We start from the raw sequence: 17829 nt of genomic DNA, 5'->3' as shown, positions 1-17829 counted from the left end.
AATTAAAACTAATCGAGGTTATTATGATTACATCTTATCAAAATTTTATTGGCATTGATATCGGAAAATTTAAAAATGTTGTTGCAGTTCACAAACAGAAGAACGCTGTCGAATTCGACAATGATACTGCTGGCTGGCAACAATTGTTTCAAGATTTTTCAAATATCTTACCTAATTCTTTAGTAACTCTGGAAAACACTGGAAAATATGAGCTTGGCTTAGCACATTTTCTTGTTGATAAAGATATTGCTGTACATCGAGCTAATACTCGCAAAGTAAAAAGCTTTGTTCTATCTCATGGAACTTTAGCAAAGTCTGATCAATCAGATGCAAGAGCCCTTGCTCAGTATGGGTTTGAACGCTATAGTACTCTATCTCTATTTGCACCTATGTCAAAAGAACAAACAACCTTAGTTGCACTTTGTCAACGTCGTGATGACATTACAAAAATGAGAGCTCAAGAGAAATCTAGGCTTGCAGCACCTGAAAACGACCATATAAAAGAAAGCTGTCAGAAAACTATTGAATTCTTTAATAGCCAGATAGATGAGCTCAACAATACCATACAAAAAATTATTGATGAGAATCCAGAGTTACAAAAGCGCCAAAAAATCCTTAAAACAGTTCCAGGAATAGGTGCAAAATTATCTCAAGATTTTCTGTGTCTAATGCCAGAACTTGGTTATGTAAGTAGGGGAGAAATTGCAAGTCTTGCTGGAGTTGCACCTCATCCGAAAGAAAGTGGTAAAACTATTGGTTATCGCAGAATAAGTGGTGGCAGAAGCAACGTTCGTGAAAAGCTTTTTACAGCTGCGATGTCTGCTTCAAGGTCTAAGTCTGCGCTTGGTGCCTTCTATTCAAGGCTTGTTGGTAAAGGTAAAAAGAAGATGGTGGCTATGACAGCTCTAATGCGTAAAATCATAGTAATTGCCAATGCGAGGCTTAAAGAAGCAGTCAATGTGAATTAAAAAAATCTGCATAGAAAATAGGTTAACGAATATGTGCGTCTACACACATTTAAAGCACATATTCGTTAACCATAAGATCTAAGCAGTAACTGTTGTTTGATACAAAATTTTTCTATGATTAAGTTAGGGTTTTTATTGTCAAAAATGCACTTTTTACTCGAATAAAAAACAAAATTACAAACAAAAGTTGTAATGAAACTAAATTCAAAAAATTTTAAAAAACATAGTTGATACCATTAATTATTAAAAATGCAATTGATGTGAAGGATACTAAAAGAACTCCTAAGAGATTTGAATAAGAAGAATATTTTACATACGCAGTTACATTATTGTTAATTGACTGCTGCTTATTATAGAGTTTATTTCTGCACTTATCATCTAAGTATTTTTGCAATTCTTCATAACTGCGACTCCACAACTTACCGCGTAATTCTTTTATTAAATTATTTCTTTTATTGAGACCTTTCTCCAATGGCTCTATTATAAATTCTTCAAAAAATGGCTTATTTAATGCAATAACCTTAAATTTCTCCTCCGCTTCTTTATTGTTTGGGTTTTTATCTGAGTGATATTTTAACGATAATTTACGGTATTGTTGACTAAGCTTTTTCTTAATATTCTTAATGTCAGAATTTACCACATCCTCCTTTTGAATATTAAATGTTAAAAACAACTGCTTTAAAGCGTGGTACTCATTTTCATTCAAAACATTTCTAGCCACATTACACCTACAAATTAACTAACTATTAATGTTCTATAATATACATATTTCCAAACTATGTCAATTATTTCATAAATATCTTTGGTAAAAATTATTTCTGTTATGACTAGCATGATAAGTGTATGAAGCGACTAAAATTGTCATTACAGCGCTTAGTGTACGACAGTGCTCCAACATTTAGGGTTGCAGTTTTCATGGCAGATCTGAGTAGCTGACCCATCTAAGAGGTGTCATTCAAGTAGCTGACACTGGAATGGCTTTGTTGCATCGCACCTTATACGGTAGTAATTTACAATAAATTCATGTAGCCATTTCGAATTTAGTCATTTCAGTGTTGGCTACTTGGATGACACCACCTGCTATGCTGCAAATTGCAACGTTCGTACACTAAAGTATAGTGTGTTACTAACGAAGGCAAACAAATATCTGCTTTATGAAAACGTTAATATTTTTCATTGAAATAATACATAAATACTAGAAAAACCTTGGCAGGTTATTCGCGTTTGATTATCATAGAGAATTATATAAATTAATAAATGATCTATGGCAAGTAACCCAGAAGAAAGAAATAGTGATAAACAAAAAGCGCTAGATAACGCAATAAGCCAGATTGAAAAAGCATTCGGTAAAGGTGCAATAATGAAGTTGAAGCAAAACCCTGTAGAAAAAATAGACACAATATCCACAGGATCAATTGCGCTTGATTCGGCTCTAGGTGTTGGAGGTCTGCCAAAAGGGCGTATAATTGAAATATTTGGCCCCGAGAGTTCTGGTAAAACCACTCTTGCCTTGCACGTGATTGCTGAAGCACAAAAAAAAGGAGGATCATGCGCATTTATCGATGCAGAACATGCATTGGATGTCTTATATGCTCGTAAACTTGGGGTAAGCACTGATGATTTAGTGATTTCACAACCAGACACTGGAGAGCAGGCGTTGCATATTGTTGAGTATTTAGTGTGTTCTGGTGCGGTTGATGTGATAGTTATTGACTCTGTCGCAGCATTAACTCCAAGAGCTGAAATTGAAGGTGATATGGGTGATCAACATATGGGGCTGCAAGCAAGGCTTCTAAGTCATGGGCTACGGAAACTAACCTCTGCCGTTTCAAAAGCGAACTGTATATTGATATTTATTAATCAAATTCGTATGAAAATAGGAGTAGTGTATGGAAATCCTGAAACTACCACGGGTGGAAATGCATTAAAATTCTATACTTCTGTAAGGCTTGATATAAGAAAAGTTGGTGTAATAAAAGACAAAGAAAATATTACAGGTAATGAAACAAGAGTTAAAGTTGTAAAAAATAAAGTTGCTCCTCCATTTAGAGAAGCGAAATTTGATATAATGTACAATGAAGGTATATCAAAACTCGGAGAAATAATAGATATGGGAGCAAAGCTTGGTGTGCTTGAAAAAGCAGGCGCTTACTATTCATATAACAACACACGTCTTGGGCAAGGAAGAGAGAATGTAAAAACTTACCTAAAAACAAACAAAGAAGTCGCAAATGAAATAGAAACGAAAATCAGAGATTTACTCAGAAATCATGATAATTCTATCATAATAGACGAGGATAGTGAGCAACTTTTAGAAGAATCAGTTTTCTGATCTAAACTTAGGCATTAGATTTTGTGTTGGACGGGTTGTTACAGTATGACGGTAATTCTATGTGCTAATATAACAATCTGTAATGTTACCTTGTATCAAAAAGACTTTGCTGAAGCAGTTAAAAAAAGCTTTTCATGAGAAATTATAAATGATAAATTGTTAACAATAGGTTATTGTTAATAAGATTATGTGTTTTGGTTTACCTAATATAAACAGGGAAGGTTATTCATTTATAGTAGTTTCCTTTATAGTAACGTGTATAGCATTCTCTATATCTTGGGGGTTTGGCGTTACGTGCTTGTTTCCGACATTATTGTGTACTTATTTCTTTCGTGATCCAGCAAGAGCTGTGCCAAACAATAAGAATCTTATATTAAGTCCTGCTGATGGTGTGATTTCAAAAATTGAAGAAGTTAATTATCCTTTATCAGCAGAAAACGGAGAGGAGAAGAAGTTTACGCTTGTTAGCATATTTTTAAGTGTTTTGAACGTCCATGTGAACCGTATACCAATATCTGGTACGATAAAGGAAATGAGTTATAAAAAAGGCAAGTTTGTATCCGCAATGAGCAATAGGTCTAGTAATGAAAATGAAAAGCAGGTTATTGTAATTGAATACGAAAAGGGGAAAGAAATTATTGTGGAGCAAATAGCTGGATTAATTGCACGTCGTATCGTTTGTAATTTAGGAATATCCCAGAACGTAAAAGCAGGTGAAAGGTTTGGAATTATAAGGTTTGGCAGTAGAGTGAATATCTATGTTCCTGCTGATACAGAAGTCAGAGTTTCAGAAGGGCAAACTGTTATTGGTGGTGAAACAATTATAGCAAACTTAAATAAGGAAAACGTTCAAGAGAAGCTTACTTTTGACGTTATATGAATAACGATGGAAGTAACAGTAGATTCTTACCTATTACTAAATTATTCCCAAACTTTATAACTTTATTGGGTTTATGTTCTGGTCTCACTTCACTTAAATTTACATTTAATGAACAATGGGAATTCTCAGTAATTTTTATCATCATTGCAGCAATAATAGATGGAATGGATGGCAGAATAGCTAGAATTCTAAAATCAACTAGCGATTTTGGAGCCCAGCTTGATTCTTTTGCAGATTTTCTAAATTTTGGTGCAGCGCCTGCATTTCTTTTGTATTTTTGGAAGCTAAACGAAATCAAAGTCATAGGTTGGATTTTAGTAATGATATACGTAATCTGCATATCAATAAGACTTGCAAGATTTAATGTTTCGCTACACTCAGAACAACCATACTGGGAAAAATTTTTCTTTTCTGGTGTTCCAGCTCCAGTGTGTGCTTTACTTTCTTTGTTACCAATAATTATTACCTTTCAATCTCATGAGAGTGAATACTTACTTCTCATAGAGCGATTTTTTAACACAAGAAACGTAGCTTGTTACTTTCTGGCCATTTCATTTTTTTCGATAAGTCACATTCCAACTTTCTCTGCAAAATATATTTATATTCCCAAAAGCCTATCCTATATATTTGTGTCATTTTTTGGAGTACTTATTGTATTTTTCATCAGTAAGCCCTGGATGACTCTACCAATTTTAGGTATAGTGTATACACTTACTATTCCAATAAGCATCGGGTTTTACATATATTTTACATATAAAACTCGTTAGCTAACAAAAAATAGAAAACTGCATGATTTTGAAGATAAGTGAACTATCAAATTCATTTCTGTATATAAAGATATTCAACATTCCATTTATAATTATTTGGGTAATTGCAACTGGAATCTTTTGTACTGCCCAGTTCAAATTCATTAACTTTAGGTTACTTAAATATGGAATACAGACGCTATTCAATCTAAAGTGTAATAACAGCAACAATGGCATAATCACTCATATTCAAGCGTTTGCAACAGTAATTTCAGGAACAGTTGGTCTTGGAACAATATCAGGAGTTGCAATAGCTATCACAATAGGGGGCCCAAGTGCAGTTTTTTGGATGGTAATTACCGGAATACTTGGTATGTCGATAAAGTTTGCCGAGGTGGTGCTTGCATTTACTTATCGCTCTGAAAATACAACTGGCGGGGCTTTTTATTACATGAAGTACGGGCTTGCAAAAATTGGATTTGCAAAAACTGGTAGATTTCTTGCCTTCACTTATGCGATTATGCTACTTATTGCAATGATTTTGGGCGGTATACCATTTCAAGCAAATCAAATAGCAGCACTATCAAATAACCTCCTAGAATACAACGCATCCATTATTATATCCCTGCTTGTCTTTATTGTAATATTGGGAGGAATAAAGCGCATTGCTTTCGTTTCAACGAGCTTAGCACCAATTATGATAGTGCTATATGTGGGTATGTGTATATATTTAATTTATGTAAACGGAAGTAATTTGCTGAATGCTCTATCCATAATATTCCAAGATATCTTCAATAAATCAGCTATAGGAAGCGGAGTATTGAGCGGATTAATAGCCGGAGTGAGAAGATCAGTGTTTGCTAACGAAGCAGGTACCGGAACAGCAGCTATAGCACATTCAGCTGTAAAAGAAGAAGATCCAATTAAAGTTGGGTGCGTTGCAATGATTGCACCACTTATAGACACAATATTAATCTCATTTTTGACTGGTATTGTGATAATTATCACTGGTATGCATAGCACTGATAACGTGGGTGATATTACACTAATTAGTTCGATATTTTCAACAGCTTTGCCCTTGTTCAGCAAGTTAGTTTTTCCGCTAATGATGTTTTCCTTTGCATTTTCCACAATAATAGCTTATTGTTACTACTGTGAAGTTGCTTTGCTGTATTTATTTGGTAGTAAAAAAATACTGATACCGTTCCAAATTCTTATAGTGGTTTCAGTGTATATCAGCTGTATGTCAAAGAATATAGAATTTATATCTTATCTAGGTGACAGTTTGTTTATGTGCCTTATGATTCCAAATGCTGTTGCAATATATCTACTAAGAAGGGAAGTTTTGAATACAATAGATTCTTATTACAATTCTAAAGGGTATTAACATGATTTATAGATTGCTTTGTATGGTGTTATTTTGCCTATTGTTTAATGATGTGTACGCTGCTTCAGGTTTTTACGAAAGTTATGACGCTGTGTTGAACGGAATAAATAATTTCATGAATGAAGTACTGTTTTTCAAGATCCTTTACGTGCCATTTATAATCCTTCTACTAGTTTTTGGTTATGTGTTTCTAACATTACGGTTTGGATTTCTCAACATAAGAATGTTTAAGCATGCATTTGCTATTTTATGTGGAAAATATGACACGAATCACCATGATGGTCATATTACGCATTTTCAGGCATTTATGACTGCACTTTCAAGCACAGTAGGTCTTGGAACTGTTGCTGGAGTCGCAATTGCAGTTTCAATGGGAGGGCCAGGAGCGGTGCCTTGGATGATGATTACAGGTTTTTTTGGTATGTCAGCAAAATTTGCTGAGGTAACGTTGGCGTTTAGACATAGAACAGAAGATCAGGACCAATTGTTTAGTGGTCCCTTTCAGTATATAAGGAATGGTCTGGAGGAATTTGGATTTAAAAAACTTGGTATTGTGCTGGCTGCCATGTATGCAGTATTCTTTGTATTATCAGGTCTTGGTGGAAGTGTAGCGTTTCAAACCAATCAAATGGTTTCAATATTATCTGGCTATTCAAGTTGGGTAGATGGTCACTCTTGGTTTCTTTCTTCCATAATCTCTGCGCTGCTTGCTCTAGTGATTATTGGCGGAATTAAAAGGATAGCTAGAGTATCTTCTGCACTAGTGCCTATTATGTCACTTATATATATCTTTAGTTGTATTATTATTATTGCATTTAATATTCATAACCTTGGTTATACGTTAAAAATATTATTTTCCACTATGATAGATTTCAATGCTGTTGGTGGAGGGATGGTAGGAGCATTTGTTGCTGGAATTCAAAGGGCAATCTTTGCCAGCGAAGCGGGTGTTGGTTCTGCTTCAATTACTCATGCAACAACTAAAGATGAAGAACCAGTAAGAACTGGGCTTGTTGCTATGATAGAACCATGCTTTGACACAATGTTAATTTGCTGTTTAACAGGAATAACAATAGTAATAACAGGTGCATACCAGACTAGTGTTGGTGAAGGGATATTAATTACTCAAAAGGCATTTGAGACAGTTTCTCCATGGTTTCCTATACTTTTAACCATAGCTGCACCTTTGTTTGCATTTTCTTCGGTAATTTCATTTGTATATTGTTGTGAAATGGGGTGGTTATATTTGTTTGGTGCAAAAAGTATAGTGATATATCGCATAGCGGTAATAATTGTGGCGTTTTTCTCTGGCCTTTCTAAAGACATAATGGCTATTGCTAATATTGGCGGAACTTTATTCTCTTGTTTAGCTCTTATCAACATGACAGCGCTTATACTGTTTAGTAATCAGATTAACGAGGAAGTTCAGTGCTACCTAAAAAGGCTGAGGAATAATAAAATCAATTAAATTTTGGCATATGCGGAGAGGTATAGCTATAATAAGTAAGATTTCCCTACGTCATACCGCGATTTATTCGCGGTATCTCAGCATAGATCCCGCTAACAAGCAGCGGGATGACGAAATTTTGCGATTATTAATCAGTAAATTTTACCTGTGTTAGTTATAGTCCTTACACTATCCTACATACTCGGTTCAATACCGTTTAGCTTAATTATTACAAGAATAAAAGGGATAAACTTAAGAGAAGTAGGTTCAGGAAACATTGGTGCTACAAACGTTGCAAGGACGGGAAATAAATTTCTTGCTGCTTTGGCATTATTTCTGGATTCCTTTAAGGGATTTATTGCCGTTTATATAGCACAACAATTTTGTGATAATAACGATTTTTATATATATGTATCTGCAATTTTAGCAGTTTTAGGACACATGTTTCCTATTTGGCTAAAATTCAGTGGAGGAAAGGGCGTTGCAACCACTCTAGGGATACTGATAGCATTTAACATTGATATTACTTTAGTATTCGTAATAATTTGGATAATAGTCTTTCTTGCCTTTAGATACTCTTCCCTTGCTTCACTCAGTGCTACTTCAACGGCTGTAGCATGGTCCTTTTTTTTTCAGAGGAATTTGTTCTTAACATTACTAATTATAGGAGCACTGGTCTTCCTAAAACACCATAGAAATATTGTGAATCTTCTGCAAGGTAAGGAAAATAAATTTTTATAAGTGTGCTGACTCTGTTGCTATATTACTAACAGATACTTCATGCGAGAAACGACTTGAGACTACTTCTTCTACTTCTTTTATCATTTCTTCCATGTTTTTTCCACTTTTCTTACATGCATCATCAAGTGCTAATTTTAGTTTACGTATATCATTCTCTTCTAGCATCTTATTCATTTCTTTTTTAGTTATCTCTAATTTTTTTAGTAAGATGTTCTCCATTATCTCTCTCTCATCACCTTCATACTGGCCACTTAGTCTGCTATATGCAATGCAACACTTCTTTTCTCGCGGCAAGGTTGACAGACCCCGCAATGTAACATCCACTTGAACTTCTATAGAGTTAACTTCCCTAGCCTTTTCAGCAGCTTCTGACCTAAATTTCTCAACTTCTCCTATTATTATTTTGTTAGCTATTCTTTTAGCTCCATCCAAAGATGAATCCTTGAGAGAAAAATCTGTCTCGAGTAGATCTCGATTTAATAGCTCTAAGAATACTTTTTTTCCGATGTTTTCGAGTAAACTTTCTTGGTCACCTAAACCATGCTCCTGCAGTTTATTTCTCATGTGCTGAACCAGCTCACAACATTGTAATTTATTTAACTTTATAGAGCTAATATTTTTCATTAACGTCAGCACAATTTGTTCACTATATTGAGAAGTAATACTCAATAATTTTCTCATTAAAGGAATACTTACTTCTGAAATAAAATCATCAACTATTTTTTGACTTTCATCATCTTCATAACCATTTTGAACGTTATACCAAGCCTTAAAAATTTCTTTATTGTTTTTCTTGTTTTTTAACCTGTCTAACATGAACTTACGTGCTTCATTTTGTGCTCCTGGAAGTAATATTTGCCTAGGAGGAGTAAATCTAATTTCTGGATCAGGATGAATACCCTCTAGCGTGCTTAACATTCTATAGATAATACCGGTGAAGCAAGTGTTAGGAATTCGCTCTTTTCTAGAGAAAGTTTGGCTATCAAGCAAATTTGTAATTAACGCGTCTTTTTTATTTTTTACAGCTTCTCTGTCTCCATCATTGCAGGCTTTCAGAACTAAAAGTAAAATCCGTCCACCTGTAAAGCGGGAGCTATACTTTTGATCATCTTTGCAAAAGTCATTTAAAAATGTAATTACCCTTCCTTTATCCTCATCACTAAATTGACGATAATTAAGTTCATTTAAATCATTTATATATTCAATAAATTGCTTAAATTCTCTATCATTAATAACGTCTTCGGATACTTTTTCACCATACTTATCTTTTAATTTATCAATATTTTTAATGATATCATCATTTAATTGATGGGGCAGTAAATGTTCAAGCTTAACATCAAAACTATTAACCATACCACGTAAATTCTCTTTTATACCTTCCAAAAAGAAATTTATAGAAGCTTTAAGCAGCGTAAATGGGTTAAAATCTTTTGGCCTTAGTTCACTCTGCAATAAAATTAATAGCATTGTAAGTGGTATAGTTCCCAGTAACGAAATAAGCAAGAAAGTGGTAGTGAAAGTTAGATATGTTATGAAAGCAGAAAACAAGAGGAAGGCTGCTACCTTGATTGTATTGTTCTTAAAAAATATTTCCCAATATTCCCTTTTGCTCATTTTTTGCTGTTTTGCCGTTTTTATTTCTTTGTAGATATAAAGAGTTTTAATTTCAGACCTGAAGAATATAGTACCAAGAGAAAAAAGAACATTAACGGGATTAGTGATAATGCTTAAAGAAACAAAAGTTGCAAAATAACTAACAAACTTTAGCTTGCTAGATTCCTTTGAAGGAAATTGTATTTGAGAAATGCCTATCATAGCCTACCTTTGACATCATTACACTCTAGTAATAGCATAATAATTTAAAACGTCAATGTTTAAGTATTTTATTATCCGCACACTCATCGTATTCGATCTCGACTGTAGAGTGTGCTATCTCGAACCTATTTAGTAGTATTTTTTTTATCTCATACAAAATATCAGTGTGTTGTGCATCTTGCTTTACTTTGGCATGCATGGTAATTATAAAATAATTATCAGACAGTGACCATGCATGTATGTGGTGCACATCTATCACTTCAGGTAATTCTGATGTGATCTTACTTTTTATTTCCTCAGTAGATATCCCTTCAGGTGTACCTTCAAGAAGTATGTGGCAAGAATTCTTTAGAATTTTGTAGCCACTATTCAAAATGATTACACTGACAAATACCGATAAAATCGGATCCACCATTTGCCATCCAGTAAACATGATAATTATGGATGCAAGTATAGCAGCTACAGAACCTAAAATATCTCCTATAACGTGTAGTACAGCACTTTTTATGTTTATATTGCTCTCGCATTTACTATGCAATATAAAAAAGACTATGATATTAGAGATCAGGCCAAGTGTAGCAATTACTAACATTACTTTCCACTCAACATTGACTGGAAAAATAAACCTCTTTATTGACTCAATTATAATGATTACTGCAATGAGGAATAGAGTTAAACCATTAACAAATGCTGCAATTATCTGCAACCGATGATATCCGTATGATCTCTGCAAATCGGATTTCTTAGCTGAAAACCTATGTGCTAACCAGCTTAAAACCAAGGCAAAGAGGTCAGTGAGCATATGCCCTGCATCTGATAATAGAGCAAGCGAATGTGAAATTATTCCACCTACTATTTCCATAAACATTGTTATTGCAACTATTATTATGGAATAGATTAAGCGCTTGGACTGCGCTGCTGAGTGTTTACCGTTATGCACTGCTGTCATATAAAATCTTTTCATAAACAAAAACGTGGGTAACACTGGGTTCGAACCAGCGACCGCTTGCACGTCAAGCAAGTGCTCTACCAACTGAGCTAATTACCCATCGTGGTTTTAGTATAGTGCTTTGGTGGAATGAAAGTCAATAAACCACTTTGCTTTTGTCCTTGTCCAATGTGATTCCGGAATATAGCTGTATAGAATTTCAGCCATATTCTAAATTTTACATATTAAGTTAACTATCTATACTTTATTTATTAAGATATAAATTATATTAATACAGGGATTTACGTTTTTTTTAGGGAAATTACTTTATGCTTGATATTGAAAGATCAGCAAATTAGAGGTTAAAATTATGACAATTAGTCAACAAGTAAATAAAAATATAACTAAAGCAGAATATTTCAACAATAACGGCAAAGGGTTTAATTCGCCACATGTTATAGAAGTTGAAGATTTAAATATTAAAGTAGAGGTTTATTCTCACAATTTAAGAGCAAGTAAAATTGCTAACATTGAAAGTGAGATAAGAGAAACAGCTACTAATTTTAAAAACGCATTCGAGTTAGAACGCGGCAGTTCAGAACAAACATTTAAAATTTACATGTTTGATGACAAGGATGATTACACTCACCTTGGCGGAAGCGAGCGTTTCGGTTCTTACCTTGGAGACGAAGGTGGTAAATGTTACTACAAAGGGAAAGCTGACGTTTTTGCTGAAATGTACGTCTACCAGCAAGGTGGCGTTCATAACCTTCAGCATGAATTTGCACATGGTTTAACTTACTTGGCTACAGGAGGCAAATCTTTACCTACAGTATTAATGGAAGGAATTGCAGACTACTTTGAGCATCATTCAGATCATAAATTCAATTCTCAAGGATCAAGTATCGACAAAACTGAAGCTGCAAATTTGGATTTAGATAAAATTTTAAGTTTAGAATACTCAAAGGACAGCGAAGCAAATAGCTTGGTTTATAAAACAGGTCATGCGTTGATAATGTACTTACAGGAAAAAGATCCTAGTTTATTAAGAGACTACCTAGATGCTTTACGTCAAGGTAACTCAGATGAGTCAAAAAGTTTCTTGAAAGACATAAAAGGACACGATACTGACTTCAAAAGTTGGCTTGCTGAGAATGATACAGAAACTGCAATGGAACATCTCAACGCTTTGCAAGTTACAAAAGGAGATTTCATAGCAATTGGTCAAGAAATAGTGGGTGGAGAAATTAAAAACGTATCCTACTCCTAAGAAACTCCCTCAATTAGCTCTTCCTGTTGCACCAAGATATAACCAAAAACCCGTGCCTTTTTGATCAAATTTTTCACGACTCTCTCTTTGTAACGTGTTTCGTAATAGTTCATTCCTTTTTCCACATACTCTTGTCCGTATCTCAACATTTGATAGAAGATACACGCTAATTTCCTTGCTGTAGCAGTAATTGCTTTTGGGGATCCCAGTTGCTTTTTTAATCTTCTATAATATGCACCCAATGCACTCTTACTTTTTCCCACGGCATAAGCAGCCATTCGAAATGCATTCGCAGCACGATTGATAACCTCACGAGTTCTTGTCCTAAATACTTTTTCCCCTGTAATCTTATTAGCAGGACTTAGCCCCAACCATGAAGTAAAATGCTTTTCTGATTGCCATTTACTGTAGTTAATACCAACTTCCGAAATAATAGCTTGTACAGTTAGTACATCAAATCCAGGAATTTTAGTAAAATCTATACCGGTTACTCGATACAATTCTTCACGCAAGGCAAAGTTTAGCTTATCTTTTCGATACTTACTTCTTTCCTTGCTTAACTCTCTACTCTCGTCAGATTTTGCTTCAAATGTCTTATAGTGGTTTTCAATATTTTTGTCACACTCTGCTATTTTTTCCTGATAAACATTGTATAGTTCAAATTCCTGCTGTAATGCAAATAAATGTTCCTCTCTGTAGTCACCTGTTAGTGCTTTGGCAATAGCCGATTTATCACTCTTTATTCGCACATCCCTTAATTCAGCTAATTTATTAGGATTTCTTTCACCTTCGATTATAGCCTTAATAATTTGCATTCCAGTGACACCTGTTATATGGCTTATTACTTTATGTAACTGAATATTCATTTGTACTAACGCCTTTTGCATCCTATTAATGTGTGTAGTCGCACTTTCTGTAAGATTTTTACGTTGCCGAACATAACTACGCAATATGCACATTTGATCATCTGGCCTAAACGATCCTTGGATTAACCCATAACTGTGTAGTTGTTGTAGCCATTGGCAATCCTGGACGTCTGATTTTCTCCCAGGTACATTTTTTACATGCCTTGCATTTGCCAGTTTTACTTCGAATCCATACGATTCAAGTACTTGGAACAAAGGAATCCAATATACTCCTGTTGACTCCATAGCTACTGTAGTAACTTTACACTTCTTTAACCACTTTGCTATATTGTGAAGATCTTCTGTGAAGCAGCTAAACTTTTGTACACGTTGTTCATCTCTTTCTTCAGGTATACATACATAATGCACAGATGAACCGATATCTATTCCTGCTGCGTTAGGATTCATTATCTCTAATTTACTTTTTGCTTTTTTCATGGTAGCTCCTATAATTTATAATAACGAAGCGCTTCAGCTTGGGAATGGTTAAGATTATACAATCTCCTAAACGAGGTAGTCATAAAATATGGCTCCATCAATGGTTCGAACGTTCCTCCCAAAACCATGCTATAAAACGGGCACTTATGGCACCAGTGAAACATTCGGTTATAACTGCAAAAGCACCTCCTGTACAATTGTACTTAAAAACTACTAAAACTTAAATTGGAGAGTTTCTTCCTGGTTTGACAGATTTTTCTGTTCGGTGCTATAAACTTAGATATAGCATCACTCACGTTTGCTATGCGCTTATGCTTGCCATTAATTGAGATGTCCAATGCTTCCTTGGAAACATCTACTCCCATGAAAATTATTCTAGCCATTTTTGTACCTATAAATATCATCAAACAATAATGCAAAATGCTGTATACAGGATTGTAATTCGATCTTTTAGATCCACCTACCGTTCGTACTACATTTTGCTTTAAGCCTTACTATTACCCACAAATAAAAACATAGTATTGTATTTATTCAAATAATTTAATTTTATTAACCTGAAAGCTTATTAGATTAAAATTATTAAACTAAGAGTTATAATTTTAGCAACTAAAAGCTGTAAATTGCACCATATAAACAGTTATTTCAAGCACAAGTTATGCCATTAAGAGCTATGCAACAAACATTTATATTTGTGGGTAATAGTAAGATCTAAATCCGATAGAGCATTGTTGGCACACCATCAAAAGTCGCCTCAGACCTCTAATGCATCAATGTACAGACTTACACCTTTTAGTTGGTAATACCATTTTAGATGTTTATCATTCGTTTTAGAAAATACTATAGTAGCGGATGACGAATTTTTGTTTTTCAAATTGTCAGTAAATCTAAGTCAGTTTAGCTATATAAAACATAGTATAAAAAGAGCTATTTTAGCAAAATTTTAAACAAATAAAGTTAATTACTTCACAATTGATACCTTACGAGAAAAGCACATTTGATACAGATTTAAAATACAAGTTAACGAATTATTATGATTTTTACCAAGATAATAATATAGTAAGGTTTGGTAGTGAGGTATCAAAATGGGAAAATACACTAATGCATGGTTTTATAAGAAGACTGACCCAAATCATCACGATTGTGCAAATGATGGCACTTGCGGGCAATCTATACAAAATTGTGAAATTGGTAATACAGACATTTCTTTTTTTGATAGTAACAAAAACTTAATTGCCAAAGTACCTAAACTACCAAAGTATTCTAGTGATAAATATGGGCATCAATTGTATAAGGAAGCCGAGTCAAAGCAGTTCAATTATTTTTCCACAAATATACATGATATTTTGTCTAACAGCTTTACCGTTAAATACGGGTATATAAATTGTACTATAAAATACGACAACTTATCTGAGCAGGAACAAAACCAAATAGAAACAGACATTAAAACTGCCTATGAGGCATTTAAAGAAAAGTTTTGCTTCAAAGATAGTAGCATAATTAAAGATATAAAGGTTTACATTTTCAATAATAGAAGCGATTATATAAAGTATAACAATCTTCTCGGCATAGATGAAGACGGTGGTCCAGGATATATTACACGAGGAGTAACAGATTATCAGAATATTCTGACATATAAGCAAAGTGCCATGGATTTTGTTCTAGGTCATGAGCTAGGTCACATATTTCAATTACGTTTTTCACCATCAGCAACAGTCCGAACTTTGAATATTCTGGATACTGAACTCATAGCAAATGTTGTTGGACGAGAGGTAGAAGAAAAAAATTATAAAGCTATTTGCAAGCAGATGGGTGTAGATGAATATAAAGACCGTGGATGGATGTTTCAATTTAAATATAAGGACACAACTGGTAGTATATACCGCAAAGATCTTTCAGAAGCAGAGAAATTTCAAATTATACAACGTGTCAAGAATTCTGGACTAGATGAATATCAAGACAATGGATGGATATTTAGTTTTAAATACAAAGGCACCACTTATAACGTAAGATACGAGGACTTTTCAGAAGTGGACTTTTCAGAAGATGAAAAATTTCAACTTATCAAAGACATTAAGAACTCTCATGAATCGCTCGTTAGTGAATGTGATGGATTGGGGAATGAGAATACAGTTTTATCGATTCACGTTGATGAAAATAAGGAGATAAGTCAAATGTATTTTCAAAACTCCGACAAAAATATATTCAAGCAGCTAGATAAGACATTTATAAGCAGAAGTAACCCTGAAGAAGAGGTGGAAGAATCAAATGAAGTAGAACAAAGTAATGTAGAAGAAGAAAAAAGTAACCAGCAAGACACTCAGCAACCCAGTAATTTCTTATCCAATATTTTTTCAGCAATTAAATCCATTATTGATTCTATCTCATCACTCTTTTCATGGTTATTTGGGTCGAAAGAGAAAGAGTCTAATCAACAATCTGATGATAATCCTTCTTTGTTTAAGCTCGATGCTAATGAGTTAGATCACGAAGTTAAGCCTGATGCCAATGAGTTAGGTCACGATGTTAGAGATCACTTATCAGACAATTATAACCATTACAACTCATCTGATGGGCTAATGTAATATAGCTAATTTACAGTATCTGTTCAGATGCATGGCTAATGTACAAATATTGAAACAAAAATTCCAGTGCCCCTGTGATGTCATTCCAGTGCTTGACACTGGAATCCAGCTTTTAATCGAAAATGTTGTATAGTGCACAATCAATTTTTCTGGATCCCAGTGGGCTTTGTTGCATCGCTCAAGTGAAAAGAACTGGCAGTTACTGACAAAATTCATTATAAATAGCCATTTAACTGTTGAAGAAAAAATATGCCACAAAAAATGAGAGTCAGTAACTGCCATGAATATAACAAATTTCTCCAAGAAAGAGGAAGCATTTTTTGTTATATCAATGACGCCATAGAAAATTGGTACGAGAATTGTCCAAAAATGCAGGGCGGCAACTATATTTATAGTGATAAAGTTGTGATTTTGGTGCATATAATCGTCAGTTTCTTTAGAATTGGTTTAAGACAAACAGTCGGGTTTATAAAAGGGTATTTGCAACAAATAGGAAGAGATTTGGCAGTTATCAGCTATTCACAAGCATCAAGAAGGTTTAAGAAACTTAATATTAAGATAAATGATTGCAGAATTGATAAAAATAATATGGAAGATATCGAAATTGCTATAGACAGTACAGGAATTAGTATATACAACAACACTCCTGGTCATAGCAAAGAAAATAGCGAAGATAGAAAGTATCGCAGCTATGAACAGACAAGAAAATTGCATGTAATGTTGAATACAAACAGCAAAAAAGCCATAGCTGTAAAATACAGTAACGGTGTCTACTCTGATCACTATGGAGCTTGTGATTTGCTAAAAGAAGTTGATTTTCAGCATGCCATAAAAGCACTATATGCAGATAGAGCATGTGATAGGCACAAGTTTTATAAGTTGTGTAACAAATATGATATAAAGACAAAAATTCCACCAATAAACAATGCGGCAGAACATCCAGAAATAGATTATATGTCTGACAGGAATGCTGCTATTAGGTTAATAAAATTATACGGTGAAGATGGCATGAAAGAATGGAAAAAAGAAGTAAATTATGGGAAAAGATCTTATATTGAAGGGTTTTTCTCAAGATTAAAGCAAATATTCGGATTTAGTTTTAGGAATAAATCTGAGATAAATCGAGAAAAAGAACTGCTAATCAAATGCTATTTGCTTAATAAATTCACTGATATTGGTATGGCTAAATTTGAGATAGTTACATGAATTTACCATAAATCACCATCTCATAAAGTGTGATGCAACAAAGCCATCCCAGTGTTTGGGCACTGGGATGACACCCTCCTTATGGGCCAAAATCACAATGTTCGTACAGTTGTGGATTCATTCGCGGCATAGATTCCGCTAACAAGTAGCGGAATGACGAATTTGTCGTTTTTTAGATTGTTGT

Annotated in this window: 14 protein-coding genes, 1 tRNA gene and 2 pseudogenes; 10 read left to right on the top strand and 7 right to left on the bottom strand. The window is 34.1% G+C overall.

Features of this window, described 5'->3' with window-relative positions; genetic code table 11:
• Nucleotides 1-23 precede the first annotated feature (23 nt).
• On the top strand, nt 24-968 hold the full coding sequence (locus OOK97_RS05525; protein ID WP_264336326.1) for an IS110 family RNA-guided transposase: 945 nt from the start codon (nt 24-26) through the stop codon (nt 966-968).
• A gap of 511 nt (nt 969-1479) precedes the next feature.
• Here the strand turns inward: OOK97_RS05525 and OOK97_RS05520 are convergent.
• Nucleotides 1480-1608 (bottom strand): annotated as a pseudogene (locus tag OOK97_RS05520) (DnaJ domain-containing protein); the annotation flags it as partial.
• Between the two features lie 624 nt (nt 1609-2232).
• On the opposite strand from OOK97_RS05520, the gene recA reads away from it, so the two are divergent.
• The 6 genes from recA (at nt 2233) to plsY (ending at nt 8501) form a co-directional block, all read left to right on the top strand.
• The gene (gene recA / locus OOK97_RS05515) at nt 2233-3300 is read left to right on the top strand and encodes a recombinase RecA (RefSeq protein ID WP_010963008.1); all 1068 of its coding nucleotides are present in this window, start codon (nt 2233-2235) and stop codon (nt 3298-3300) included.
• A gap of 187 nt (nt 3301-3487) precedes the next feature.
• Entirely contained in the window at nt 3488-4180 is a 693-nt protein-coding gene (locus tag OOK97_RS05510) for a phosphatidylserine decarboxylase (RefSeq protein ID WP_007548750.1), read from the top strand.
• A complete protein-coding gene (locus OOK97_RS05505; RefSeq protein WP_015589351.1) occupies nt 4177-4947 on the top strand; it encodes a CDP-alcohol phosphatidyltransferase family protein in 771 nt (256 codons plus the stop codon). The genes OOK97_RS05510 and OOK97_RS05505 overlap by 4 nt, the downstream gene beginning before the upstream one ends.
• Before the next feature lie 22 nt (nt 4948-4969).
• Entirely contained in the window at nt 4970-6313 is a 1344-nt protein-coding gene (locus OOK97_RS05500) for an alanine/glycine:cation symporter family protein (protein ID WP_264705123.1), read from the top strand.
• A gap of 1 nt (nt 6314) precedes the next feature.
• The gene (locus OOK97_RS05495) at nt 6315-7781 is read left to right on the top strand and encodes an alanine/glycine:cation symporter family protein (protein WP_077188354.1); all 1467 of its coding nucleotides are present in this window, start codon (nt 6315-6317) and stop codon (nt 7779-7781) included.
• Between the two features lie 147 nt (nt 7782-7928).
• Entirely contained in the window at nt 7929-8501 is a 573-nt protein-coding gene (gene plsY / locus OOK97_RS05490) for a glycerol-3-phosphate 1-O-acyltransferase PlsY (RefSeq protein ID WP_007548744.1), read from the top strand.
• Here plsY and OOK97_RS05485 read toward each other — a convergent pair.
• The 3 genes from OOK97_RS05485 to OOK97_RS05475 form a co-directional block, all read right to left on the bottom strand.
• Nucleotides 8496-10316 (bottom strand): hypothetical protein, encoded by a 1821-nt coding sequence (locus OOK97_RS05485; protein ID WP_264705122.1) that lies wholly within the window; start codon nt 10314-10316, stop codon nt 8496-8498. The two genes, plsY and OOK97_RS05485, sit on opposite strands and share 6 nt — an antisense overlap.
• A gap of 52 nt (nt 10317-10368) precedes the next feature.
• Nucleotides 10369-11265, bottom strand: coding sequence for a cation diffusion facilitator family transporter (locus OOK97_RS05480; RefSeq protein WP_077188352.1), 897 nt, complete (start codon nt 11263-11265; stop codon nt 10369-10371).
• A gap of 26 nt (nt 11266-11291) precedes the next feature.
• Nucleotides 11292-11364: transfer RNA gene (locus tag OOK97_RS05475), tRNA-Val, on the bottom strand.
• A 250-nt stretch (nt 11365-11614) separates the two neighbouring features.
• On the opposite strand from OOK97_RS05475, the gene OOK97_RS05470 reads away from it, so the two are divergent.
• A complete protein-coding gene (locus OOK97_RS05470) occupies nt 11615-12514 on the top strand; it encodes a collagenase (protein ID WP_264705121.1) in 900 nt (299 codons plus the stop codon).
• Here OOK97_RS05470 and OOK97_RS05465 read toward each other — a convergent pair.
• On the bottom strand, nt 12511-13857 hold the full coding sequence (locus tag OOK97_RS05465) for an IS110 family RNA-guided transposase (RefSeq protein WP_264705004.1): 1347 nt from the start codon (nt 13855-13857) through the stop codon (nt 12511-12513). The genes OOK97_RS05470 and OOK97_RS05465 overlap by 4 nt on opposite strands.
• A 269-nt stretch (nt 13858-14126) precedes the next feature.
• A pseudogene (locus OOK97_RS07635) lies at nt 14127-14240 on the bottom strand (IS110 family transposase); the annotation flags it as partial.
• A 699-nt stretch (nt 14241-14939) separates the two neighbouring features.
• Here OOK97_RS07635 and OOK97_RS05455 point away from each other — a divergent pair.
• Complete coding sequence (locus tag OOK97_RS05455; protein WP_264705119.1) at nt 14940-16439, top strand: hypothetical protein; 1500 nt, start codon at nt 14940-14942, stop codon at nt 16437-16439.
• Here OOK97_RS05455 and OOK97_RS05450 read toward each other — a convergent pair.
• Nucleotides 16431-16655: a WPE palindromic element domain-containing protein gene (locus OOK97_RS05450; protein WP_077190065.1), complete on the bottom strand. Its 225-nt coding sequence runs from the start codon at nt 16653-16655 to the stop codon at nt 16431-16433. The genes OOK97_RS05455 and OOK97_RS05450 overlap by 9 nt on opposite strands.
• Before the next feature lie 33 nt (nt 16656-16688).
• On the opposite strand from OOK97_RS05450, the gene OOK97_RS05445 reads away from it, so the two are divergent.
• Nucleotides 16689-17645, top strand: coding sequence for an IS5 family transposase (locus OOK97_RS05445; RefSeq protein ID WP_264705118.1), 957 nt, complete (start codon nt 16689-16691; stop codon nt 17643-17645).
• Nucleotides 17646-17829: the final 184 nt, after the last annotated feature.

It is taken from the genome of Wolbachia endosymbiont (group A) of Gymnosoma rotundatum (genome assembly GCF_947250765.1).
Taxonomy (GTDB): domain Bacteria; phylum Pseudomonadota; class Alphaproteobacteria; order Rickettsiales; family Anaplasmataceae; genus Wolbachia; species Wolbachia pipientis.
Note: the sequence above shows the minus strand (reverse complement) of the source record. Positions and strands in the feature narration are given on the sequence as shown.